The sequence below is a fragment of the Microbacterium sp. cf332 genome (assembly GCF_900102175.1).
Taxonomy (GTDB): Bacteria; Actinomycetota; Actinomycetes; order Actinomycetales; family Microbacteriaceae; genus Microbacterium.
In genome coordinates this window covers 18,110-42,450 of record NZ_FNKN01000004.1, presented here as the reverse complement: position 1 = coordinate 42,450, position 24,341 = coordinate 18,110, and the positions used below count along the sequence as shown (strand labels likewise).

At 72.2% G+C, this 24,341-nt stretch carries 22 protein-coding genes; 18 read left to right on the top strand and 4 right to left on the bottom strand.

The features are described 5' to 3' along the window. Nucleotides 1–104 precede the first annotated feature (104 nt). The 5 genes from BLT21_RS14825 to BLT21_RS14805 all read left to right on the top strand — a co-directional run bounded on the left by BLT21_RS14825 (nt 105) and on the right by BLT21_RS14805 (nt 5,626). Nucleotides 105–1,700: an AMP-dependent synthetase/ligase gene (locus BLT21_RS14825; RefSeq protein WP_091503639.1), complete on the top strand. Its 1,596-nt coding sequence runs from the start codon at nt 105–107 to the stop codon at nt 1,698–1,700. A 100-nt stretch (nt 1,701–1,800) separates the two neighbouring features. Next, complete coding sequence (locus tag BLT21_RS14820) at nt 1,801–3,108, top strand: substrate-binding domain-containing protein (RefSeq protein WP_091503636.1); 1,308 nt, start codon at nt 1,801–1,803, stop codon at nt 3,106–3,108. Nucleotides 3,109–3,112: 4 nt separating this feature from the next. Continuing rightward, nucleotides 3,113–3,952 (top strand): ABC transporter permease, encoded by an 840-nt coding sequence (locus BLT21_RS14815; RefSeq protein ID WP_091503633.1) that lies wholly within the window; start codon nt 3,113–3,115, stop codon nt 3,950–3,952. Nucleotides 3,953–3,974: 22 nt separating this feature from the next. Then, entirely contained in the window at nt 3,975–4,766 is a 792-nt protein-coding gene (locus BLT21_RS14810) for an ABC transporter ATP-binding protein (RefSeq protein WP_091503631.1), read from the top strand. Then, nucleotides 4,763–5,626, top strand: a complete 864-nt coding sequence (locus BLT21_RS14805; protein ID WP_091503628.1) for an ABC transporter permease — start codon at nt 4,763–4,765, stop codon at nt 5,624–5,626. The genes BLT21_RS14810 and BLT21_RS14805 overlap by 4 nt, the downstream gene beginning before the upstream one ends. A 22-nt stretch (nt 5,627–5,648) precedes the next feature. Here the strand turns inward: BLT21_RS14805 and BLT21_RS14800 are convergent, their stop codons facing one another. Then, complete coding sequence (locus BLT21_RS14800; protein WP_091503625.1) at nt 5,649–6,443, bottom strand: IclR family transcriptional regulator; 795 nt, start codon at nt 6,441–6,443, stop codon at nt 5,649–5,651. Between the two features lie 27 nt (nt 6,444–6,470). Next, a complete protein-coding gene (locus BLT21_RS14795; RefSeq protein WP_091503621.1) occupies nt 6,471–7,316 on the bottom strand; it encodes an enoyl-CoA hydratase-related protein in 846 nt (281 codons plus the stop codon). 111 nt (nt 7,317–7,427) lie between these two features. Here BLT21_RS14795 and BLT21_RS14790 point away from each other — a divergent pair, with 111 nt between their 5' ends. The 7 genes from BLT21_RS14790 to BLT21_RS14760 are packed head-to-tail and all read left to right on the top strand — an operon-like array spanning nt 7,428 to nt 15,326. Continuing rightward, nucleotides 7,428–9,485 carry a hydantoinase/oxoprolinase family protein gene (locus BLT21_RS14790; protein WP_091503618.1) on the top strand — a complete coding sequence of 686 codons (2,058 nt, stop codon included), beginning with the start codon at nt 7,428–7,430 and terminating at the stop codon, nt 9,483–9,485. Continuing rightward, complete coding sequence (locus BLT21_RS14785) at nt 9,482–11,227, top strand: hydantoinase B/oxoprolinase family protein (protein ID WP_091503615.1); 1,746 nt, start codon at nt 9,482–9,484, stop codon at nt 11,225–11,227. Before BLT21_RS14790 ends, BLT21_RS14785 begins: the two co-directional genes overlap by 4 nt. Beyond that, the gene (gene fabG / locus BLT21_RS14780) at nt 11,224–11,976 is read left to right on the top strand and encodes a 3-oxoacyl-ACP reductase FabG (protein WP_091503750.1); all 753 of its coding nucleotides are present in this window, start codon (nt 11,224–11,226) and stop codon (nt 11,974–11,976) included. Before BLT21_RS14785 ends, fabG begins: the two co-directional genes overlap by 4 nt. Continuing rightward, nucleotides 11,973–12,422 (top strand): MaoC/PaaZ C-terminal domain-containing protein, encoded by a 450-nt coding sequence (locus BLT21_RS14775; protein WP_091503612.1) that lies wholly within the window; start codon nt 11,973–11,975, stop codon nt 12,420–12,422. Before fabG ends, BLT21_RS14775 begins: the two co-directional genes overlap by 4 nt. A gap of 8 nt (nt 12,423–12,430) precedes the next feature. Beyond that, a complete protein-coding gene (locus BLT21_RS14770) occupies nt 12,431–13,603 on the top strand; it encodes an acyl-CoA dehydrogenase family protein (RefSeq protein ID WP_091503610.1) in 1,173 nt (390 codons plus the stop codon). 14 nt (nt 13,604–13,617) lie between these two features. Continuing rightward, a complete protein-coding gene (locus tag BLT21_RS14765) occupies nt 13,618–14,931 on the top strand; it encodes an aminotransferase class III-fold pyridoxal phosphate-dependent enzyme (protein ID WP_091503608.1) in 1,314 nt (437 codons plus the stop codon). Beyond that, entirely contained in the window at nt 14,928–15,326 is a 399-nt protein-coding gene (locus tag BLT21_RS14760; RefSeq protein ID WP_091503607.1) for a RidA family protein, read from the top strand. Before BLT21_RS14765 ends, BLT21_RS14760 begins: the two co-directional genes overlap by 4 nt. Nucleotides 15,327–15,445: 119 nt before the next feature. On the opposite strand, the gene BLT21_RS14755 is transcribed toward BLT21_RS14760, so the two are convergent. Further along, on the bottom strand, nt 15,446–15,901 hold the full coding sequence (locus tag BLT21_RS14755) for a GtrA family protein (RefSeq protein ID WP_091503605.1): 456 nt from the start codon (nt 15,899–15,901) through the stop codon (nt 15,446–15,448). A 63-nt stretch (nt 15,902–15,964) separates the two neighbouring features. On the opposite strand from BLT21_RS14755, the gene BLT21_RS14750 reads away from it, so the two are divergent. From BLT21_RS14750 to BLT21_RS14725, 6 genes are all read left to right on the top strand, one after another. Continuing rightward, nucleotides 15,965–16,759, top strand: a complete 795-nt coding sequence (locus BLT21_RS14750; protein ID WP_091503602.1) for a glycosyltransferase family 2 protein — start codon at nt 15,965–15,967, stop codon at nt 16,757–16,759. Between the two features lies 1 nt (nt 16,760). Beyond that, nucleotides 16,761–18,230 carry an ArnT family glycosyltransferase gene (locus BLT21_RS14745; protein ID WP_091503599.1) on the top strand — a complete coding sequence of 490 codons (1,470 nt, stop codon included), beginning with the start codon at nt 16,761–16,763 and terminating at the stop codon, nt 18,228–18,230. Between the two features lie 9 nt (nt 18,231–18,239). Continuing rightward, a complete protein-coding gene (locus BLT21_RS14740; RefSeq protein WP_091503596.1) occupies nt 18,240–19,073 on the top strand; it encodes a helix-turn-helix domain-containing protein in 834 nt (277 codons plus the stop codon). Nucleotides 19,074–19,261: 188 nt separating this feature from the next. After that, the gene (locus BLT21_RS14735) at nt 19,262–20,134 is read left to right on the top strand and encodes an ABC transporter ATP-binding protein (protein WP_091503593.1); all 873 of its coding nucleotides are present in this window, start codon (nt 19,262–19,264) and stop codon (nt 20,132–20,134) included. Nucleotides 20,135–20,176: 42 nt separating this feature from the next. Continuing rightward, complete coding sequence (locus tag BLT21_RS14730; protein ID WP_091503590.1) at nt 20,177–21,232, top strand: iron-siderophore ABC transporter substrate-binding protein; 1,056 nt, start codon at nt 20,177–20,179, stop codon at nt 21,230–21,232. 77 nt (nt 21,233–21,309) lie between these two features. Beyond that, nucleotides 21,310–23,379, top strand: a complete 2,070-nt coding sequence (locus tag BLT21_RS14725; RefSeq protein ID WP_091503587.1) for an iron ABC transporter permease — start codon at nt 21,310–21,312, stop codon at nt 23,377–23,379. A 49-nt stretch (nt 23,380–23,428) separates the two neighbouring features. Here the strand turns inward: BLT21_RS14725 and BLT21_RS14720 are convergent, their stop codons facing one another. After that, complete coding sequence (locus tag BLT21_RS14720; RefSeq protein WP_091503748.1) at nt 23,429–24,304, bottom strand: serine hydrolase domain-containing protein; 876 nt, start codon at nt 24,302–24,304, stop codon at nt 23,429–23,431. Between the last annotated feature and the right edge of the window lie 37 nt (nt 24,305–24,341).

Sequence of the window (24,341 nt, the reverse complement as noted above, 5' to 3'; positions counted from 1 at the left end):
ACGTGTAAAAGGCCTGTTACGAATGGGCGAAATCGACGGCTCGCGCGGAGGCGGCCATCTAGATTGATACCACCAGATAGATACCTCTTCCATTAGGTGGAATCATGACCCCGATCGCTTCCTGGCTCTCGTCGCACCTGCGCGCGGGCAATGCGGCGAACGCGCAGCGGTATCAGCGCGCCGGTTCGTGGGTGTCGCGCACCTACGGCGAGCTCCACGACGAGGTGCGTCGCGCGGCTGCGATCCTCGCCGACGCCGGGGCGGGAGCCGAGGCGCCTGTCATGATCGTCGCGCAGACCTCGCCGGCGTGGACCGTCGTCGACCTCGCCGCCGCGACGATCGGCGCGCCGTCGGTGCCGGTGTACCCGACGTCGTCGGTGCACCAGGTCGCGGACCTCCTGGCTCGGACCCGGCCGGCGGTCGTCGTCACGGATCGCGACGACCTGCCGCCGACGTCGGCCGTCGTGCTGCGGCTGGCCGAAGGGGGCGCGGATGTCGCGCTCGCCGGCCCCGCCGAGCTGACGGCCGCCCAGAGCGAGGTCGTCGAGCGTCGGTCGGCGGGAGTGCCGGAAGACCGGACCTTCTCGATCGTCTTCTCGTCGGGATCCACCGGCGCCCCGAAGGGTTGCATCCTGACCCACGCGAACTGGATCGCCGTCGTGAGTGCGGCGGCCGCGTTCGAGGCGGCCGGACCCGAGGGGGCGGAGCATCGCGAGCACGCCTTCGTCTACCTCCCGCTGGCCCATGTCTCGGCTCGGCTGCAGCAGTTCTCCACGCTCGCCCTCGGCGGCGAGCTCGTCTACGGCAGCGGCGCGACACCGGACCTCCTCGAGCAGATCCGGCAGAGCCGTCCGACCTACGTGCCCGGAGTGCCGCGGCTGTTCGAGAGTGCCTATCACCGCGTGGGCGGCGATCCGCAGCGCCTGCGCGAGGTCTTCGGCACCCGGTTGAAGTACGCGCTCACGGGCGGAGCGCCGATCGATGCGGCCATCCTCGACGCCTACGCCCGGGCGGGCGTACCGCTCGTCGAGGGATACGGCCTGACCGAGAGCTCCGCCGCGTTGACCCTGTGCGCACCGCACGCGCAGCGGCCCGGGAGCGTGGGGCGCGCCCTGCCCGGGGTGGAGCTGCGGATCGCCGACGACGGCGAAGTGCTCGCCCGAGGCGCGAACATCTTCGTCGGGTATCTCGACGACCCGGAGGCGACGCGCGATGCCTTCGTCGACGGGTGGCTGCGCACCGGCGACCTCGGCTCGCTCGACGACGACGGCTTCCTGTGGATCACCGGGCGCAAGAAGAACCTCCTCGTCACGTCGACGGGCAAGAACATCGCGCCCGAGCCGACCGAGAACCGGATGCGGATCGTGCTGGGCGTCCCGGACGTCCTCCTCGTCGGCGACGGGCGGCCCTACCTGAGCGCGATCGTGTTCGGACGGCATCCGGACGACGACGCCCTCCTCGACGGGCTGCACGAGGTGAACAGCCGGCTGTCGCCGCCCGAGCGCGTCCGCCGGGTCCTCCTCGTGCCCCGCGCGCTCCGTGCCGACGACGGCGAGCTCACCGCGGGCGGCAAGATCGTCCGCCGCGTCGTGTTCGACCACCACGCGCAGCTCGTCGACGACCTCTACAGCGGGGTGCCGGTCGTCGGCGCCCGCGTGCTCGAGGTCGACGCGGCGTCCGCATCGCGTGCCCCTGCGTGATTCCCGCACCGCCCGCATCCGCCGACGCACCAGACCCATCCGACGCACCACACACCCACCCGACGCACCACACCCACCCGACGCACCACCAGGAGACACCATGCGAAAGCCCGCACTGCGCGCCACTCTCGGCGCGTCCGCCGCGCTCACCGTCCTCGCCCTGCTCGCAGGCTGCGCCTCGGACACCCCGGCCGGAGAGGGCGCGGCCCCCGCCTCGCTCGCGCCGGCCGAGCTGAGCGAGCCCGGCGATTCCATCCCCGAGGTCACGCTGAAAGCCGGCCTCAGCCCCTACGGCGACGAGATGCTCGCCGCAGCCGGTGCCGTCCGCGGCTACTTCTCGGACGTCGGCATCACCTTCGACCCCGCTCCGGTCGGCGTGAAAGCCGATCTCATCGCCGCCGTGACGCCGCTTCTCAACGGTCAGATCGAGGTCGGGTCGGGCTACCCGCCGGCGCTCATCTCGCAGATGGACAACGTCGACAACGTCGTGGCCTTCCAGATCCAGGACGTCTTCTACGGATACCGCATCCTCGCGCCCGAGGGGAAGTACCGCACGCTCGCCGACGAGATGGAGTCGGGCAAGGACTACGACGAGGCGCTCGCCGCGGTCCTGTCGCAGCTCGACGGTCAGGACGTCATCCTGCGCGACGGCGTCGTGCCCACCTTCTACCAGCTCATCACCAGCACCGCCGGCACCGACATGGGCGCGTGGAACGTGACCTACCTCGCCAATCCCGACATCGTGCGCGCCGCCCAGGCGGGCCAAGCGGACTTCGTCTCGCCGACGGGTGCCGTGGAGATCGTGCGCCTGCTCGGCGACGGCTGGGAGTCGCTCGTCGCGCTGCCCGACGTCATCGAGAACTCTCCGGCCGATGAGACCGTCTCGCTGCGAGCCACCTTCTCGGGCTACCTCACCACGACCGAGTTCGCGGAGGACAACTGGGACACGCTGCTGCGCTACGCCTCGGTGATCTACCGCCTCGTCGACGAGTTCGAGGCCGACCCCGAGGGCGTCGCCGCGGACTACATCGACTACCTCAACAGCTACACCGGCTCCGACCTCTCGGCTGCGGACCTGGCCGCGACCTTCGACGGGCTCTACTCGCTGCGCACCTTCGAGGACGCCGCCGAGTTCTACGAGGACGAGGAAGCGCCCTTCTTCTTCGAGACCGTGATGGGTGCGCAGATCGACAGCATCGCGGCTCAGGGCGTCATCGCCGAGGGGCACACGCCCGATCAGCTCAGCATCGCCGGCGACATCTGGGCGGCGCTGCAGGAGTACCGGACCGCCGCCGACGAGGCCCTCGCTGCAGCGCCCGACGGAGAGCTCAAGACCTCCGCCCAGGCCCAGTACGACGCGCGCAACTATCTCGACGCCTATCGGCTCGCGGCAGCCGCCGGGGAGTGAGCGGATGCTGACAGCGACCCTCCCCGCCTCTCGCCCGGCCGCCCGCGCCGGGCGGGGGATGCGGCGTCCACGGGTGCGAGGCTGGCAGTGGCGGGCCATCGGTGTGGTCGCTTTCCTCGTCGTGTGGCAGATCGGTGCCGTGCTCATCGGCTACCGCGCAGTGCTGCCGACTCCCGTCGAGGTCGCGACGAGCTTCACCCGCAGCTTCGTCGCCGACCCCGGGCTCGCCTACCTCGGCGTTCGGACGCCGGGATACGGCATCAACATCGCGTGGACCGTCGGCATGGCGACCCTCGCGTGGGCCGTCGGCTCGGCAGCCGGTGCCGCGGTGGGCCTCCTCAGCGCCCGGCTGCAGTCCGTGCGCAACCTGTCCGAGCCCGCCCTGTTCGTCTTCGGGTCGATCCCCGCGCTCGTCCTCGCCCCGTTCTGCCTCATCTGGTTCGGGCAGGGGCCGCTCGGCAAGGTCGTGCTCGTCGCGTTCTACTGCTTCGTCACCGTCGGCCTCGTCGCACAGTCCGCCGCCCTCTCGCTGCCGCCCGCCATCGAGGAGTACGCGGCGACCCAGGGCATCGACGCGGGTCGGCGGTTCCGTCACGTCGTTGTCCCGGCGGCGCTCCCGGCCGTGCTCGCGGGCCTGCGGGTGGCACTGTCGACGGCGATCGCCGTGCAGACCACCGTGGAGCTGCTCGGATCGCAGTTCGGCGCGGGCCGCATCATCGCGATCCGCGCGAGCCAGGGCGACGTCTCGGCGGTGCTCGCGCTGTCGCTCGCGATCGGTGTGGCCGCCATCCTCCTCGACCTCCTCCTCCAACGCGTCATCCGGCTGTTCACCCGCTGGCAGTGACCCACTCAGACAGAAGGCGATCATGACCTCCGCACCCCTCACCCGCACGCCGTCGGCGTTCGAGATCACCGACCTCACCGTCTCGTTCGGCACGGGGACCCAGGCGGTGACGCCGCTGAAGGGGCTCGATCTCACGGTGCCGCGCGGACAGTTCCTCTGCATCCTCGGCCCCTCCGGCCAGGGCAAGAGCACCCTGCTGCGCTGCATGGCCGGACTCCAGCCCGCCACCGGCGGGCGCATCCTCGCCGAGGGGGCCGAGGTCACCGGCCCCGACGCGAACCTCGGCATGGTCTTCCAGCAGGACGCGATCCCGATGTGGCTGCGCGTGCAGGACAGCATCTCGTTCGGTCCGCGCATGCGCCGGGTGCTCGTATCGGAGTGGCTGCCCCGGGTGCGGCACTTCATCGAAGCGGTCGGCCTGCAGGGGCGCGAGCGGGCCTGGCCCAAGGAGCTGTCGGGCGGCATGCGCAAACGCGTCGCGATCGCGGCGGTGTTCGCCAACGACCCCGACATCCTGCTCATGGACGAGCCGTTCGGTTCGCTCGACTACTTCACCCGAGCCAACCTGCACGAGACCCTGCTCGAGCTCTGGCGCGAGACCGGCAAGACCATCGTGTTCGTGACGCACGACGTCGACGAGGCGCTCAAGCTCGCCGACCGCATCATCGTCGTCACCGACGGTCGTGTCGGCTACGACATCGACCTGCCGTTCGGGCGGCCCCGCGGCGACGACCTGCGGATGAACGTCGAGGCGGACGCGATCCGCTCGCGGCTGCTCGAGGTGCTGCAGGCTCCGGCGAGGATGCAGTCATGACCGCCGCGGCACCCGCGCGCCGGCTCCTCCTGCGGACGCGTCCGTCGCCCCTCAGCGTCATCGCGGGACTCGTCGTCGCGCTCGTCGCCTGGGAGGTCGTCGCGCAGGTCTTCGCCGCCACCACCCCGCAGGGCGACCGCGTGATGCCCTCGCTCGTCACCGTCGCCACAACCGGCCTGCTCGGAGTGAGCGACTACTGGAGCGGCGGGTGGGGCGTCACCGCGACCAGCACGGGCGGTGCGCAGAGCGTCCCGGGTGCCGTGCTCGCGCTCGCCGCGAACAGTGCCGTGACGCTCGTCCGGGTCGTCGTGGGGCTGCTGCTGTCGCTCGTCGTCGGCATCGGACTGGGGCTGCTGCTGTCGGCGGTGCGTCCGGTGCGTCTCAGCGTGGGCGGTCTCGCCGAGGTCTTCCGCATGCTGCCCGGTCTCGCGATGGCCCCGCTGTTCACCCTCTGGTTCGGCGCGACCGACCTCTCGGCCGTGCTGTTCGTCGTCTTCGGCGTCTCGTTCATCCTGATCGTGGGCACGACCAACGCCGTCGCGAACCTCAGTCCTCACGTCACCGAGTACCCGCGCACCCTGGGGGTGCGCGGACTCAACCTGTGGCTGCGCGTCGTGCTGCCCGCCATCCTGCCCGAGCTGCGCGGCACGCTGGTGTTCGGCGGCCTGGTCGCCTGGACCTCGGTGCTGGCGGGCGAGATCTACGGGCTCACCTCGGGGCTCGGGTGGATGCTCAACGAGACGCTGCGCTTCTCGCTCGTCGACCGCATGGTCGTCGTGGCGCTGGTGTTCTCGGCGCTGGCGTTCGCGACGATGCGCCTGCTCGGAGCGCTCGTCTCGCGCGTGACGCGGTGGGCCTGAGGGGCCTGGCGGGTCTGATCGGTCAGTAATCCGGCGACTGCAGGGGCAGCTGGACGCCGATCTCACGCGCTGCGGCCTGCAGATCGGGAAGCCAGTCGGTGAGTCGCTGCATCGACACGCGGAAGGCGGGCGCCGAGATGCAGAGCGCCGCCCGCGTGACGTCGCGGCCGTCCCGCACCGGCACGGCGATGGCGCGCACCCCCTGATCGAACTCCTCGTCCGCGGTCGCGTAGTCGCGCGATCGCACGCGGTCGAGCTCGCCGAGCAGCGCGTCGCGCGAGGTGATGGTGGTGGGCGACCACGGCGCGAGGTCGATCTCGTCGAGCAGCGCGGTCAGGCGATCGTCGGGGAGTTGGCTGAGCAGCGTCTTGCCCGTCGAGGTCGCGTAGAGAGGCTCGCTCTGCCCGACCGCGCCGCGGATGCCGACGGCCTGCTCGGTGCCCACCTTCTCGAGGAACAGGGCGCGCGCGTTGCTCAGGACGGCGAGCTGGGTCGTCTCGCCGGTGCGGCGGCTGAGCTCGCGCATGACGGGCTGAGCGATCGACCCGAGGTCCGTCACCGCCCGCACGCGATTGGCCAGCTCGAACACGCGCATCCCCAGGCGGTACGTCTTGCGCTCGGGGTCGAACGCGACGTACCCCAGAGATGTCTCCGTGCTGAGCAGGCGGTGGGTCGTGCTCATCGGCAGACCCACGTCGCGTGCGACGTCGGTGACGGACGCTCCGTCGGGGTGGTGCGACAGGGCTTCGAGGATCGACAGGCCCCGCGCCAGCATTCCCTGGGGCTCTTCGCCCGGCGCGGTGTTCTTTGCTCCCATGGATCCTGCTCCTCGATGTCGTGCGCGTCAGAAGGCGAGCTTGTCCGAGAACTCCGGCTGCCGCTTCTGCATGAAGGCCTCGGCGCCCTCGGCCGCCTCGTCGGTGCCGTAGTAGAGCAGGCAGCTGTCGTTCGCCAGCTGGGCGACGCCGTGCAGCCCGTCCTCCTCCGCACTCACAGCATTCTTGAGCATCCGCAGGGCGGCGGGCGACATGGCGCACAGCTCCAGCGCCCACGCGACGCCCTCGTCGAGCAGCCGGTCGAGCGGCACCACGGTGTTCACCAGACCCCAGGCGAGGGCCTGCTGGGCGTCGTACCGACGGCAGAGGAACCAGATCTCCTTGGCCCGCTTGTGCCCGACCTGCTTGGCGAGGAGGTTGATGCCGTAGCCGCCGTCGAAGCTGCCGACGCGCGGCCCCACCTGCCCGAAGACGGCGTTCTCGGCGGCGATCGACAGGTCGCACACCTGCTGCAGCACCTGGCCGCCGCCGACGGCGTATCCGGCGACGAGGGCGATCACCGGCTTCTCGATGCGCCGGATCGCGACCTGGACGTCGAGCACGTTGGCCGGAGCGATGTCGCGGTGCGAGCTGTCGGCTGCGTCGCCGGTGCGCTCGGAGAGGTCGGCGCCCGAGCAGAACGCCTGGTCTCCGGCGCCGCGGAGCAGCACGACGCGGACCGACGAGTCATGACGCGCCCGCGCGACGGCGTGCACGAGCTCCGCGCTCGTCAGGGGGCGGAAGGCGTTGCGCTTGTGGGGCCGGTCGATCGTGATGAGCGCGATGCCGTCCGGGCTGGTCTCGTACGTGATGTCGCTGTACGTGCCCGAAGCCGTCCACGTCGTCGTCGTGGTCGCGGTGTCGTCGATGGTCATGTCGTCGCCTCTCCTGTGGGTGCCCGTCGATTGACGGAGCCGCCGTCCATGCTTACTATGATTCTACAGAGTAGACACACGTTCCATCAGATGGAATAGCAGGGGAGAAACGTGAAGCGAATCGGGATCGACGCGGGCGGCACCTTCACCGACGCCGTGCTGTGGGACGACGAGCGCGGCATCATCAGCGCCACCAAGGTGTCGTCGCGCGGCGACGACCCCGCCGGCGCCGTCGTCGCCGCCGCTCGCCGCGTCGTCGAGCTCGCGCCCGGAATCGACCACGACGACGTCGAGGAGCTCGTGCACGGCACGACGATCGGCACCAACCTCGCGCTCGAGCGCAACGGATCGCGCATCGCGATGCTCGCGACCGAGGGATTCCGCGACGTGCTCGAGATCGCCCGGCTCACGCGCCCCGCGTCCGCCCTGTACGACCTCCTCGACCCCGGTCCACGACCCCTCGTCGCCCGTCGCGACCGCTTCGAGATCCCGGGCCGGATCGATGGCGACGGCAGCGTCGTCCGTGAGCTCGACGACGAGGCGGTCCGCGCGGCGGCGCGCACCATCCGCGCCCGAGGCATCACGAGCGTCGCGGTCGCCTTCCTCTACGCGCACGTCGACGCGCGCCACGAGCGCCGGGCGGCCGAGATCCTGCGCGACGAGGTGCCCGAGCTCTCGGTGTCGCTCTCGAGCGACGTCCTCCCGCAGGTGCGCGAGTTCGAGCGGACGGCCACGACGGTGCTCAACGCGTACCTCAAGCCGGTCTGCGCGCCCTACCTCGAATCGCTGACGGCGCGCATCGCCGAGTGGAACCCCGACGTCCGCACCTGGATCATGCAGTCCAACGGCGGGGTCACCTCGCCGGCCAACGCGGCGCAGACGCCCGTCAACCTGCTGCTCTCCGGGCCGTCGGGCGGAGTCGTGGCCGGACGCCTCGTCTCGCGGCAGACCGGCATCGCCGACACGATCACCGTCGACATGGGCGGCACGAGCTTCGACGTCTGCCTCATCGCGGATGCCCAGGTGCCGCTCACGACCTCGAGTCGCGCGATGGACCTGCCGGTGCAGGTTCCCACCGTCGACATCGAGACGATCGGCACCGGCGGGGGGAGCATCGCCCACGTCGACGCCGGCGGGCAGTTCCTCGTCGGGCCGCAGAGCGCCGGCGCGCGCCCCGGACCGGCTGCCTACGGCCGCGGCGGGACCGAGCCGACCGTCACCGACGCCAACGTCGTGCTCGGGATCCTCGAGGACGGTGTGCGTCTGGGCGACGACGTCGTCGTCGACCGCGCGTCCGCGCTCGCCGCGTGCACCCGCCTCGGCGAGCGGCTCGGGCTCGACCCGATCGCGACGGCCCTCGGCATCCGCCGGATCTCGAACGCCGCCATGGCCGGTGCCGTGCGCGCCGCGTCTGTCGGGCGCGGACACGACCCCCGCTCGTTCGCCCTGACCGCCTTCGGCGGCGCCGGGCCGATGCACGCCGCAGACATCGCCCTCGAGCTGTCGATCCCCACCGTCATCGTCCCGCCGTCCGCCGGGGTGCTCTCGGCGGTCGGGCTCGTGGTGTCGGATGTCGTCCACAACCACGCCGCGAGCTTCATGGCCCGGATGGACACATCCATCGAGCCGTCGCTGACCGCCTCGCTGACGGCGCTCGCCGACCAGGCGACCGCGCATCTCGACGCCGAGGGCGTCGACGCCGCTGACCAGACGATCCTCTACGGTCTCGACCTGCACTACGCGGGGCAGAACACCTCGATCACGGTCACCGTCGACCGGGTCGACGTGCCCGGGTGGACCGTGCGCGCCATCGAGGGGTTCCATCGCCTGCACGAGCAGTTGAACGGGTTCCGGGTCGACGGCGAGAACGTCGACGTCGCCGTGGCCCGGGTGACCGGAGTCGGCGCGGTGACCGGCGGCGGCGAGAGCGAGCCGGCGCCCGCCGAGGAGCGGGAGGCGATCCCGAGCGGCGAGCGGGTGCTGCACCTGTCGTCCACGGAGCGCTCGGTCGTGCCCCTCTTCCATCGCGACGATCTGCTGCCCGGGCACTTCTTCCACGGCGCCGCCGTCGTCGTCAGCGACAACACGACGGTCGTCGTGCCGCCGGCATCCCGCACGACCGTGGACGCCCACGGCAACCTCCTCCTGCATCTGAAGGGACGCGCATGACCGTGCTCACCGACCCCGTCGAGACCGTGGACACGGCCCTCGACCCCATCAGCTTCTCGGTCATCGACGCCGGGCTGCGGGCCGCCGTCGCCGAGATGAAGGCGGTCGTGCTGCGGACCGCGTACTCGAACCTCTGGCGCGAGGCCGGCGACCTGTCGTGCGCGCTGCTCGACGCCGACGGAGACATCGTCGCGCAGGGCGTCGGTGACATCCCGATCCACCTCGGCAGCATGCCCATGACGATGCGCGGCGTGCTCGACCGCATCGATGCCGCCGATCTGCGTCCCGGCGACGTCGTCCTGCAGAACGACCCCTACCGCGGCAACAACCACATGCCCGACTTCTTCATGGCCAAGCCGGTCTTCGCGGGCGAGCAGCTCATCGCCTTCACCGCGGTCCGTGGCCACTACGTCGACATCGGCGGCGCGGCGCCCGGCAGCTACTTCACCCTCGCGACCGACATCTTCGGCGAGGGCCTGCGGATGCCGCCCGTGAAGATCTACCGCGAGGGGCGTATCAATCAGGACGTCATCGACATCATCACCGCGAACGTCCGGAACCCCGACGAGCGCCTCGGTGACATGCGCTCGCAGTACGCCGGGTGCGTCACGGCCGAGCGACGCCTGGCCGACTTCTGCGAGCGGTACGGCGCGGATGTGGTGGTCCACGCGATGCGGCAGATGCTGGACGTCAGCGAGCAGCGCGCCCGCGCCGCGTTCTCCGCGATCCCCGACGGTCGATACGAGTTCGAGGACTACTGCGACGGCGACAGCTTCGATCCGTCGCCGATCGCCATCCACGCCGCCGTCGAGGTGCGCGGTGACGAGGTCACGATCGACTTCACCGGGTCGTCGCGGCAATCGCGGGGCGGCATGAACAGCCCGCACGGGGTGACGGTTTCGGCGGCGTACTTCGCCCTGAAGGCGTTGTCGGAGCCCCACACGGCCTCCAACTCCGGGTCCTACCGCCCCGTCCGCATCATCGCGCCCCTCGGCACCATCGTGAATCCGCACGCGCCGGCGCCGGTCGTCGCCGGCAACCACGAGACCTCGGCGCGCATCGCCGACGTCGTGCTCGGCGCCCTCGCCCAGGCGGTTCCCGACCTCGTCCCGGCAGCGGGAACGGGCAGCGCGACCGTGCTCATCGTCGCCCGCGAGGACGTGCCCGACGACGCGATCATGTACGAGGTGCACGGTGCGGGCCAGGGCGGCTCGGTGGGCAACGACGGTTCGCACGCCCGCCGCACGAGCATCGGCAACACGGGCAACACCCCGTCGGAGCTCCTCGAGGCGGCGCATCCGGTCCGCGTCCTGTCGTACGCGTTGACGCCCGACGGCGGCGGGGCCGGCCGGACCCGCGGCGGCTCCGGGATCACCCGTGTGCTGGAGTTCACCGAGCGCTCGACCGTGACGATCGTGGCCGACCGTGACCGCAGCCGCCCCTACGGTCTGCGCGGGGGGCGCCCCGGCGCCCTCGCGCGTTTCGAGCTCGTGCTGCCCGATGGCGAGGTGCGGACGCTGTCGAGCAAGACGCCGCCGACCCGTGTGCCCGCCGGCGCGCGCCTGACCTTCACGTGCGCGGGCGGCGGCGGCTACGGCGACCCGGCGGAACGCGGGCTCGCCGAGATCCAGGACGACCTCGACGACGGCTACCTCTCGCCCGAGGCGGCCCGCCGCGATTACGGCGTCACCGTGGAGCCGGCACCGGGCCGACCCGACGGTGCATGGATCGTCTCGCGATGAGTGCTGTCGTGGGCCGGCGCGTCGCCCTCGTCACCGGCGGAGCGGGCGGGATCGGCTTCGCGACCGCCGAGCGCCTGGCAGCGCAGGGCGTCACGGTCGCGATCGCCGACCTCCGCGAGGATGCCGCCGTGACCGCTGCCGAGCGACTGCCGGATGCCTTCGGCATCGGAGTCGACGTCGCGGACGAGGCGTCGGCCGAGCGCGCCGTCGATGCCGTCGTCGCCCGGACCGGGCGCCTCGACGTGCTCGTGAACAACGCCGGCGTGCTGCGCGACAACCTCGTCCACCGGATGTCGTTGGACGACTGGGAGGTCGTGCTCGCCGTGCATCTGCGCGGGGCCTTCCTCATGAGCCGCGCCGCCCAGCGCGTGATGGTCGCCGCCGGATACGGGCGCATCGTCAGCCTGTCGAGCATCGCCGCGACCGGCAACCGGGGCCAGGCGAACTACTCCGCTGCCAAGGCCGGCATCGTCGGTCTGTCGAAGACGCTCGCGCTCGAGCTCGGACGCTTCGGCATCACGGTCAACGCGGTCGCGCCCGGCTTCATCGCCACGGACATGACCGATGCGACGGCCGACCGGCTGCAGCTGACGCCGGAGGAGTTCCGCGAGCGCACCGCGGAGCTGACGCCGGTGCGCCGCGTCGGCACCCCGGCCGACGTCGCGGCCGCGATCGCGTTCCTCGCGGGAGAAGACGCGGGGTTCATCACCGGTCAGGTGCTCACCGTCGACGGCGGGCTGGACCTGTGACCGCGATCCGGACGACCGTGGCGGGACTGCCCGACCTCGTCGGCGTCGACCTCGGCGCGACGTCCTTCGAGGTCATCGCGCAGGCGCAGGTCGACGACTTCGCCGCGCTGAGCGGCGACGCCCAGTGGATCCACGTCGATCCGGGTCGCGCCGCCGCGATCGGCGGGACGATCGTGCACGGCCTGCTGCTGCTCAGCCTCGTCGGCGGCGCGTGGGGCCGTCTCGTGGACGTGACCGACGCGGGGCGCGCCCTGAACTACGGCCTCGACCGCGTGCGCTTCCTCGCCCCCGTACCCGTCGGCAGCGAGGTGCGCATCGCGGCGACCGTCGCCGACGTCACGCCCCGACCCGACGGGATGCGCGTGAGTCTCAATCTGCGCTTCGAGACGCGTTCCCGGACGCAGCCGGTCGCCGTCGCCACATCCATCGTCCTCTTCCCGTACTGAGAGTCGCCATGCGCCTGTACCCCACCACCGACCCCTACGATTTCGAGTCGCGGCTCAGCGCTGCCGAGCGCGCCGTACTCGTCCGCCTGCGCGACCTGCTCGAGCGCGAGGTCGCGCCCATCGTCGACGACTACTGGGAGCGCGGCGAGTTCCCGCGCCACCTGCCCGACCTCTTCGCGGCCGAACGTCTGCTCGACCCGCGTGAGCTGCGCGATGCGGGCGAAGAGCCCAGCGCCCTGTTCATCGGATTCCGGGTCATGGAGATCTCTCGCATCGATGCCTCGGTGGCGACGTGGTTCAGCGGGCAGGCCACGATGATCACGGGGGCGGTCCTGCACGGTGCCGACGACGATCAGATCGCCGAATGGATGCCGCGCATCGAGTCGTACGACCTGCGCGGCGTGTTCGCCATCACCGAGCCCGGGCACGGCTCCGACGTCGCCCGCGGTATGGAGACGACCGCGCGGCGCGACGGCGAGGAGTGGGTGCTCGACGGCGCGAAGAAGTGGATCGGCAGTGCCGCGTTCGCCTCGCACGTGTGCATCGTGGCGCGGGAGGAGTCGGGGGAGATCCGAGCCTTCCTCGTGCCCACCGACGCCCCGGGCCTGCGGATCGAGAAGATCACCGGAAAAGCGTCGCTCCGCATCGTCGACAACGCGCTCATCACCATCGACGGGGTGCGGGTGCCCGAGAGTCGCCGCCTGCAGCGCGTCGAGCGATTCGCCGACGTCGGCCGCATGCTCCGTCACATGCGTGCCAGCACCGTCTGGCAGGCGGTCGGCGTGCAGATGGGCGCGTACGAGAACGCGCTGCGCTACGTCACGGAACGCACGCAGTTCGGCCGCGAGATCGGCCGGTTCCAGCTGGTCCAGGAGAAGATCGCCCGGATGCTCGGCAACATCACCGCCTCGCTCGGGATGGCGGTGCGCCTGGCCGAGCGCCAGCAGGAGGGCGTGTACCGCGACGAGGACTCGGCGCTGGCGAAGTACTGGGTCTGCGCGCATCTGCGCGAGACGGTCGCGCTCGCACGCGAGGTCTGCGGGGGGAACGGCATCCTCCTCGAGACGGGCGTCGCCCGCCACTTCGCCGACGCCGAGGCCATCTACACCTACGAGGGCACCAACGAGATCTCCGCGCTGATGGTGGGCCGTTCGGCCACCGGCCTCAGCGCGTTCGTCTGAGAGGGAGAACGACCATGTCTCATCTGATCACGTCGGGACTGCACCGTCGGCCCGACCCCGCGCGCCGCATCGTCGGGGGAGCCGGCGTGCACCTGCACCTCGCCGACGGCAGTCGCCTGCTCGACGCGTCGAACACGGGTGGACCCCTCGGCCACGCCCACCCCGCCATGGTGGAGGCCGTCCGCGAGGCAGCGACCCTGCCCGTCGTCAACGAGGGGAACCCCTGGGCCGAACGCGACGCGGTCGCCGACGAGCTGGTCGCCACAGCATTCGCCGGGGAGGACTGGGTCGGGGGCGTCCGCTTCGGGATGAGCGGGAGCGAGGTCAACGACATCGCCCTCACCCTCGCGCAGGCGATCACCGGCCGCGAGCCGATCGTGGCGCGCGAACGCGCGTACCACGGGCTCGTCGGACTCTCGCGCGACGTGACCGTCCAGCCGCAGTGGCACGGCGGGCTGTCAACGCTCGCCGGCGAGGTGCGCCGCCCGTCCGCCGGAGCCGAGGTGCGCACGATCCCGAGCCCCGGGGGCAGCGCCTGGGCGCGCAGCGGCGCGCGCGGCGCCCGGGTCGCCTCCGCCGCACCCGCCGAGACCGATCTGCAGCCGATCGACGGCGCGGCCGCCGTGATCATCGATTACACGCAGGGCGGCTCGTACTACGACGCGGCCTACCAGGACGCGGTGGCGGGCGCCGCCCGTCGCGCCGGAACCCTCTGGATCGCCGACGAGGTCGTGACGGGGCTCGGCCGCAGCGGTCGATGGATGCAGTTCACCGAGGGGGTGTCGCGCCCCGACATCGTCACGCTCGGCAAGCCGCTCGCGGGCGGCGCTGTGCCCGCGGGGGCCGTCGTGCTGTCGCGCCGCGTGCTCGACGTGCTCGAGGCCGCGAAGTGGCAGAACTACAGCACCTTCCGCGGGCATCCGCTGGTGGTCCACGCCGTCCGCGCGCACCTGCGCGTCGCCGCGGCGGAGGGGCTGCCCGAGCGGGCGGGGGAGCTCGGCGGCGAGCTCGGGGCCATGCTCGTCGAGCTCGCCGAACGTCATCCCTCGGTCGTGCGCGTCGCGGGACGCGGTCTGCACTGGACCGTCGAGCTGCCCGGACCCGATTGGCGCACCTGGACCTCGACGACGGTCGAGTCCCACCTCTCGGATGCCGTCGTCGGTGAGGCGCGCAGGCACGGCGTGCAGATCAGCACGAGCGACGAGCCGACCTCGCTCTTCATCGCGCCGCCGCTCATCATCGACCGGGACGGCATCGAGCGCATCGTCTCCGCCCTCGACGCCGGTCTCACCGTCGCCGACCGCATCCTCGAGGAGCGTGCGGCATGAGCCGTGAGATCGTCGCGCCCCCGCACATGCGGGACCTCGTGACGGGGCTGCGGTACGCGCCCGCGGTGCGCATCGGCGACGAGCTGCACGTCTCGGGCCAGGTCGGCCGCGACGAACGGATGGCCGTCGTCGCGGGGTCGCTCGAGGACCACATCGCCGCGGCATTCGACAACCTCGGCGCCGTCGTCGCCGCGGCGGGCGGCAGCCTCGCGGACGTCTACGAGCTGACGACCTACCACGTCGACATCGCCGCGCAGATGCCGGTCTTCGCCGCCGTGAAGCAGCGCTACTTCGGCGACCCCGCCACGCTCCCGGCCTGGACCGCGGTCGGCGTCACGGCGCTCGCCAGCCCCGACTTCCTCGTCGAGATCGCCGCCCGCGCACATCTCGCGTGAGGTCGCGGTCGGCGTGGGGCGCGAACACGCACCGTCGACGCGAGCACGCACCGTCGACGCGAGCACGCACCGCGGTCGGTACGTCTTCGGAGCGGGGATACGTCCTCGGCCGAGCCGGGCTAGCGCGCAGCCGGCTCGGCCGGCGCCGCGCGGAATACGACCGCGTGGTAGAAGCCGAAACGGGCCAGCACGACGACGACGATGCTCACGAGGTTGACGACGTTCACGGCGAATGCGCCGGCCGGGCGTCCGAGGACCGCCGACGCGGCCTCGACCCCGCCCCACACGAGCAGCGCGCCGAGGGCGGTGCAGACGGCGTTGACGATCACGAACAGCGTGATCTCGACCCAGCGCCGTCGGCGCGCGCGGTGCTTGAACGTCCACTGCCGGTTGCCGAAATACGCGTTGACGAGTGCCACGAGCGACGCGACGACCTTCGCGGCGACGGCGTCCCAGCCGAACGCGAGAAGCAGGATGTTGAAGGTGACGATCTCGATGAGCGTGCTGATGCCGCCGACGGTGAGGAACCGCGCGCTCAGGGCTGCAGCGCGCTTCACGCGGGGGGTCAGTGACATGGCTCGACTAGGCTACAGGCGTTGTCCGCGCCCGGGACATCACCGGTGAAAACGGGGAGCCACGTGAGTTTCGAGCACATCGCGATCGTCATGCCCGCCTACAACGAGGCCGACGGCATCGCCGGGTTCCTCGAGGAGATCGCCGAGCATGTCGCGCCGCGGTGCGATCGGCTCGACATCATCGTGGCCGACGACCGATCGACGGATGCCACCGCAGCCGTCGTCGCCGGGCTGACGATCGCGGGGGTCGACGTGCAGACCCAGCCCGCGAACCGCGGCCACGGTCCCACCGCCCTCGCCGCCTACCGGGCCGGGCTCGCGACGGCCGCCGACCTCATCGTGCACGTCGACGGCGACGGGCAGTTCACGGGCGAGGACATCGCCCGCGTCATCGCGGCGCTCGAGGTCGAGGACGCCGACGTCGTCCACGGCGTGCGGCGCGGACGCGACGACCCCTGGTACCGTCGCATGCTGAGCGCCGGTCTGCGTCTGCTCGTCCGTCCGTTCGCCGGCCGGGGAGTGCCCGACATCAACACCCCGCTCCGCGCCTACCGCCCCGAGGTGATCTCGGCCCTGCTCGACGCGGTGGGTCCCGACGCCCTCGTGCCGCACGTGCACTTCTCGCTCGCCGAGGCGCGCCGACGGATGCGGGTGCGCTACGTCGCCGTCCGCAGCCTGCCTCGCCGAGGAGCCGAGACCACCGGCACGATGTGGGGCGCGAGCGGGCAGCCGCTGCTGCCGCCGCCGCGCCTGCGCGCCTTCGCCCGCGACGCGCTCGCCGAGCTCTGGCGGCTGTCGCTGCGACCCGGCGCCCGGATGCGCACGCACCTGCGCGAGCCGGTGCGGCAGGACGCCTGACATGCCCCGCGCGCTCCGGACCGCCGCCTTCTGGATCGCCGCGGCCCTCCTCGTCGTGGCCCACGCGATCGTGCTGTGGCAGAGCATCGCGGCGACGCGGCTGTGGGAGGACGAGGCGTTCAACCTCACGGTGCCGGTCAACCTGCTGAACGGGCTCGGATATACGAGCGACGGCACGCTCTCGGGCAGCGAGTTGACCCCGTTCGACGCCCGCATCTCCACGGGGCCCGTCGTGCTGCTGCCGATCGCCGCGGTCCTCGCCACCGGCGTCGACCTCGTGGTGGGGGCGCGCCTGATACCGGCGCTCTTCTTCGTCGCGCTGCTCGTCGCCGTCGGCATCCTCGGTCGCCGGATGGGCGGTCGCTGGGGCGCGCTCGTCGCCGTCGCCGTACCGCTCGCCTTCACGGCGGCCGCGCTCCCGTCGCCGATCCAGGGTCCTGCCGACGTGCTGGGCGAGGTGCCGGCGGCATCGCTGCTGGCGTGGGCGCTCGTGACGCTGCGCCGACGGCCCTGGCTCGCCGGTCTGCTCGTCGGCCTCGCGATCCAGGCGAAGTACATCGCGCTGCTCTCGCTGCCCGCCTTCGTCGTCGCGCTCCTGCTGCTGCAGCACGGCCAGCCCTTCCTGCGCCGCCTGCGCGCGCTCATCCTCCCGGCGGTCGCCCTGGCGGTGCCGACCCTCGTCGTCGAGTTCTTCGCCCTCGTCTCGCTCGGACCGGGCGACTTCGTCGACCACCTGCGTGCGACGCGCGACTTCATCCGCAGCGGCGGTCAGATCGCGCACACGACCTTCGGCGAGAAGATCACGACGCTCGCCGCCTCGTGGTACCTCCCGCCCGTGCTCGTCATCGTCGCCGTCGTGGTCGCGATCGTCGTGCTGGTCGGCGGCCTCGTGCTGCGCTACCCGCCCCGCCGCACCGAACGGTTCTGGGCGACGGTCGTCGCCGAGCCGCGCACGCATCTCGCGGTCGCGGCCGTGCTCGGATTCGGCGCCTTCGTCGGCTGGTGGTCCACCGCCGGACACCTGCCGCTGTGGGTGCGGCATCCCGCCCCCGGCATCCTGGCGTTCGCGCCCGTGCTCGTCGCCGCCCTGGTGCCGGCGATCCGCCAGCTGTGGCGATCGGGGGTCGCTGCCCGAGCAGCGTCGGTCGTCGTGGCCGCGGCGCTCGCGACATGCCTCGTCGTCCCGGCCGTCGGTGCCACGAGTGCCGCCGCCGGCCGCAACGGCGCGGAGCTGGCCCAGCAGCGCGACCAGGCTGCCGCGATCGCCTCGCTCGACGCCGACTGGGTCGCGACCCGCTGGGGCGGCACGGTCGCCCTCGTCGTGCTGTCGGGCTCGCACGTCGGTCTGCTCGACGCGCCGCCGGAGAACATCGCCGGCTATCCGCGGCTCGAGTACGGCGGCGCCGACCTGTGCGGCGATGCCGAGCCGCTGGCCCAGGCGCCCGGTATCGCCGTCTGCGCCACGGACTGAGACGCGGCGGTGGTCGGGGAGGAACCGGGCGAGCGCCCCGGCGGTGGCGCGTGGCCGCGCGAACGCCGGACGCTCGTCGTCGACGAGGTCGATTCGCCCGACAGCATCCCGGCGCCCTACGCGCTGCTCTCCGAGAGCGTGCGCGCCGGGGTGCCGTTGGAGTTCGAGCCGCACACCCACCGGCTGCACGAGCTGGTGTGGGTCCGTGGGGGCACCATGACGGTGCGACTGCCCGATCGCGTGGTGACCGTTCCCGACGGCTACGGGATCTGGATGCCGGCCGGCACGGTGCATTCCGGACGCACGACCGCACGCGCCCACCTGTACGACGCGCTCTTCGAGCCCGCGCGCTCGCCCGCGGTCTCGCCGGAGTCGATGGTCGTCGAGGTCACCCCGCTGCTCGGCGCCCTGTTGACCCACCTGCAGATCGACGGCCTCGCGCAGGGGGAGCGGCTGCGCGCCGAGGCGGTCGTCTTCGACCTTCTCGCCTCGGCCGAGCGCTCGTTCGACCTGCGCGTGCCGAGAGCGGAACGCGTCGGCCCGATCGTCACGGCGCTGCTCGACGACCCCACCGACCGCCGCACGCTGCGCGAGTGGTCGGCGCTCGTCGGCGTCAGCGAGCGCTCGGTCGCCCGGCTGTTCCGGACGCACACGGGCCTGACGTTCTCGCAGTGGCGTCAGGCGCTCGTCATCCATCACGCACTGTCTCTGCTGGCCGAGGGGCTGGCGGTGCAGGACGTGTCGGACCTCTGCGGCTTCGCGCAGCCGAGCACCTTCATCGCCGCGTTCAAGCGCGTGATGGGCACGACTCCCGGTGCGTACGTCGCCGACCGGGAGTCGTGAACCCGCTCCCGGCGCGGCCGATGGATGCTCTTCGGGTGTCCGATTCGCCGTATCCGGTGTCGTGGCAACGTCATTGCGGACCTCACGAGCCCGACCTAGCCTGAATAGGCAAGGCAACCCTAAATAGCCGACGGCTCTCGCCGTCGTTCCGGTCGCCGCTCCCTTCCTTCCCCGAGCAGGAACCCGTGATGAACGCCGACCACCCGCGCCCCGGCGCCTCCGACCTGCGGGGAACGGGTCTCGAACTCCGCTTCGGCACGCACGCGGTCGTCGAGGGTGTGTCGATCGCCCTTCGGGCGGGCGAGGTGACGGCCCTCGTCGGACCCAACGGCTCCGGCAAGTCGACCCTGCTCCGCGGGCTCGCGCGCCTGCATCCGATCTCGAGCGGCACCGCGGTGCTCGACGAGACCGGGGAAGGGGACGCGCCGCACGGTCACGTGGGTCGAGACGCGGAGCGGTCGATCCTGTCGCTGACGCCCCGGGACTTCGCCACCCGCGTCACGATGTTCACACAGTCGCGCAGCGCTCCGCAGGGACTCAGCGTGCGGGAGGTCGTCGGATTCGGGCGGCATCCCTATCGGCGACGTTTCGCCGGACTCGGCGACGCCGACCGCCGCGCGATCGATCGGGCGCTCGCCGCAACCGGACTCGAGGACATGGGGGCGCGTGCGGCCGGCGAGCTGTCCGGCGGTGAGCTCCAGCGCGTGTGGCTGGCCGCGTGCATCGCGCAGGAGACCGGCGTCGTCCTGCTCGACGAGCCGACCAACCACCTCGACCTGCGATACCAGGTCGAGACCCTCGACCTGATCCGTGATCTCGCCGCCGAACACGGCGTCGCCGTCGGCGTGGTGCTGCACGACCTCGATCACGCCGCGCGCATCGCCGACCACCTGCTGCTCATGCGCTCGGGCCGGATCCTCGCGAGCGGGCCGCCGCGTCTCGTGCTCACGGCGTCGAACATCGAGGCCGCATATGACATCCCCGTCGAGGTCGGCGTGGACGAGCGCTCCGGCCGCCTGCGCATCGACCCGGTCGGCCGTCACGCCGCCCGCGTCGGCTGATCTCCGTACCCGCACCCGACCACCGTCCCGGAAGGAACACCCATGCCCCGTCCCCACCGCCTCGCCGCGCTCGCCACGATCGGTCTCGGCGCGCTCATCCTGAGCGCCTGCGGCACCACCGACGTCACCGCCTCGGGAGACCCCGCGCCGACCGTCGCCTCCGACAGCTGTGAGGCCGACACCACCGAGACCGCAACCGGGCCGGTGTCGCTGACGGACAGCGTCGGACGCACCGTCGAGCTCGACGCGCCCGCGCAGCGGGTGGCGGTGCTCGAATGGCAGCAGACCGAGGACCTGCTGACGCTGTGCGTCGCGCCCGTCGGCGCCTCGTCGATCGACGGATACCGCACCTACGTCAGCGCCGAGGAGCTCCCCACCAGCGTCGCCGACATCGGCGAGCGGGGCGAGCCCGACCTCGACGCGCTCTACGGCACCGATCCCGACCTCATCATCATCGAGGCCTACAGCGCCGACGACGAGCTGCTCGCGAAGCTCGAGGAGCGCGACGTGCCCGTGCTGGCCACGATCGGCGCCGACGCGAGCGGCCAGATCGACAACATGAAGACGGTGTTCTCCATGATCGCCGAGGCGACCGGCCGCACCGAGCGGGCCGACGCGGTGCTGACCGAGTTCGACGCGCACCTCGCCGAGGCGAAGGAGCAGGTCGCCGGAGCCGATCTCTCGACGACCGACTTCGTGTTCTTCGACGGCTGGATCGAGTCGGGCAACGTCGTCATCCGCCCCTACGGCATCGGGGCGCTCTTCACCGAGATCGGCCAGGAGCTCGGGCTCACGCCGGCGTGGACCGACGAGATCGACGAGTCGTACGGCAGTGGCGGCGTCGACCCCGCATACGGACTGGCGCAGACCGACATCGAGGGGCTGACCGCGGTCGGCAGCGCGAACCTCATCTACTCGAACGACGGCACCGCCGAGAGCTATGTCTCCGAGCTGCAGAAGAGCCCGATCTGGACGTCGCTGCCCGCCGTCGCCGAGAATCGCGCCTTCGAGTTCCCCCCGGGTGTCTGGGGTGCCGGCGGACCGCGCTCGGGCGAGCAGGCCATCGACGCCTTCGTGGACGTCATCGTCGGCCGGTGACCGGGACCATCGCCCGCTCTGCCGCACGCCGCCGCGCCCGCGGGGCGTCCGGCGGAGCGGGCGACCCCCCGCCGTCGATGCGCGAGACCGAGCGGCGGGCATCCCCATGGTCGGGGATCGCCGTCCTCGGTACGCTCGCCGTCGCGGTCATCGTCGTCGGCCTGTGGCACATGACGCAGGGCACCTCGGGGCTGGGCGCACCGGATCTGCTGCGCGCGCTCGCGGGCGAGGACGTCGCCGTGGGCGGCGTCCCCGTCACCGACATCGTGCTGGGGTCGCGGCTGCCGCGTCTCGTCGCGGGAATCGCGGTCGGGTTCGCCCTCGGCGTCGCGGGGGCGCTGCTGCAATCGATCACCCGCAACCAGCTGGCATCGCCCGACACGCTCGCCGTGACGGCGGGCGCGTACTTCTCGCTCACGGCCGTCGCGGCCTTCGGGATCTCCGTCCCGCTGTGGGCCTCGAGCGGCGTGGCCTTCGCCGGCGGCCTCGCGGCGGCGGCCGTCGTGCTCGGGCTCACCGGGCGTGCCGCCGGAACGGCCAACACCCGTCTCATCCTCGCGGGGTCGGCGATCGCGATGGCGCTCGACGCGGGAACGGCGATGCTGCTCATCCTGTTCAAGGAGAACACCACGGGTCTGTTCGCGTGGGGCAGCGGCTCGCTCGCCCAGCTGAACCTCGACGCCTCGATGCGGGCGCTGCCCGTCATCGTCGCCGTGCTCATCGGGGCCCTGCTGCTCTCGCGCCGTCTCGACGTGCTCGCGCTCGGCGAGGACGCGGCGTCGTCGCTCGGCGTCCCGGTGCGCTCGACGCGAGGCCTCGCCGTGGCGTGCGCCGTCCTGCTCACGAGCATCGCCGTCACGGTCGCCGGACCGATCGCCTTCGTGGGGCTCGGCGCACCGATCCTCGCTCGACTGCTCGCCCAGCGGGTGCGGTCGCTGCGCGCACACGGGATGCTGATCCCGGTGAGCGGGCTGGTCGGTGCGCTCGTGGTCCTTCTCGCCGATGCGCTGCTGCGTGCGATCCTCGGCGCGGAGGGTGCTGCGGCCATCCCCACCGGCATCCCGACCGCTCTCCTCGGCGGCATCGTCATCATCGTCCTGGCTCTGCGCATGCGCGACGCGGGAGCGGCCCGGGCTGCGCGCGTCGCGGCATCCGCCCTGCGCACCCACCGACGCTTCGTCGTCGTGGGCGTCGTGACGGCCGTCCTGCTCGCTGCTGCCGTCGTCGTCGCACTCGTGGCGGGCAGCCTGTGGCTGCAGACCGGCGACATCGCGCTGTGGCTGCAGCGCGCGGCGCCCGACCTCGTCACCCGAGCACTCGACGAACGCGCGCCTCGCGTGGGCGCCGCCGTGCTCGCGGGCATGGCGCTGGCACTCGCCGGCGTCGCCGTGCAGGGCAGCGTGCGCAATCCGCTCGCCGAGCCCGGGCTGCTCGGAATCACCGCGGGCGCCGGTCTCGGCGCCGTCATCGTCGTGACGAGCGGCATCGGCGGCGGGGGTCGGCCGGCGATCGTCGCCATGGCCGTCGGCTGCGGGCTCGCGACCTTCGCCGTCATCGCGCTGCTGGCCTGGCGCGGAGGCCTGCTGCCCGACAGGTTCGTGATCGTGGGCATCGGCTGCGGGTACGCGCTGACGGCGGTCACCGCCTTCCTACTGCTGCGCTCGGACCCGTGGGAGACCCCGCGCATCCTCACGTGGCTGTCCGGGACGACCTACGGCCGATCGCTCGCCGACATCCTGCCGGTCGCGATCGTGCTGGCGGTCGCCCTGCCGCTCCTCGTCGGGATGCGCCGGCAGCTCGATCTGCTCGCGATCGACGAGGACACCCCCCGCATCCTCGGCGTCGCCCCCCAGCGGGCCCGGCTCGTCTCGCTCACCCTCGCGGCGACGCTCGCCGCGGTCGCCGTCATCGCCGTCGGGACCGTCGGCTTCGTCGGTCTCGTGGCGCCGCACCTCGCCCGCAGCCTGGTCGGCGCGCGTCACGGACGGACGATCCCTGTGGCGATGCTGCTCGGCGGTCTGCTCGTGCTCGTGGCCGACACCCTGGGGCGCACGCTCATCGCGCCGTCGCAACTGCCCGCGGGGCTGATGATCGCCCTCGTCGGTGCGCCCTACTTCGTCTATCTGCTCAGCCGGACCCGCGACTGAGCAGACGCTCCGCGCGCGGTGAGCGCGCGTCGGGTCGGGCTGTACCGGGTCACCGGGCGCGGCGGGCCTCGACCCGTGCCACGGCGTGGGCGGCGAACGCATCGGCGCCGCCGTGGTCGTCGGCCGAGACCGTCACGACCGCGTCGCCCCGGAAGATCAGCAGCTGACCGTAGGCGCCGTGCAGCCGCCAGGCGGCGCCCGGACCGCCCCACCCCGCGAGGCCGTAGCGGTCGTATGCGGGGGACGTCCCGGCGGGGACCATCTCGGTGTGCATCGCATCGATCCCCTCCGCTGCGACCAGTCGCCGCCCCCGCCAGACGCCGCGGTCCCGGATGAGGCGGCCGAGCCGCGCCATCTCTCCGGTGCGCAGGCGCAGCCCCGAGCCCGCGACGATGTAGCCGTTCGGACACCGGTCCCAGGCGGCGTCGCCGATCCCCAGGGGCGTGAACAGGCGCTGCTGCAGGAACTCGCCCACATCGCCCACCACGCCGCTGAGAGCCCGCATCGCGGTGTATGTGCTCGCGTTGGAATACTGGAAGACGCGCCCGCGCGACGGGCGCCCGAGAAATTCGCGGGCGAGGTCGGGCCAGTCGGTCATCATGGTCTCGGACCACGGCAGGTCGATGCCGCTCGACATCGACAGCAGGTGGCGCAGCGTGACGGTCTCGACGCCGGCCCCGAGGGCGACGTCGGGGACGAGCGTCGCGACCGGCGCATCGAGCGACACCCGCCCGTCGTCGGCCGCCATCACCGCGGCCAGCACGCACACGCCCTTGGCGACCGAGTGCACGTCCTCCCGGATGTCGGGCGTCCACCGGTGCTCGGCGACGTCCGCACCGGCGAGAACGTGCAGACCGTGGGCGACGAAGCCCGAGCGCTCGACGTAGGCGACGAGATCGTCGCGGATCACGGAAGCGCGCGTCATGGCGCCGGCCATCACGCGATCGCGACGCCGGCGCCGC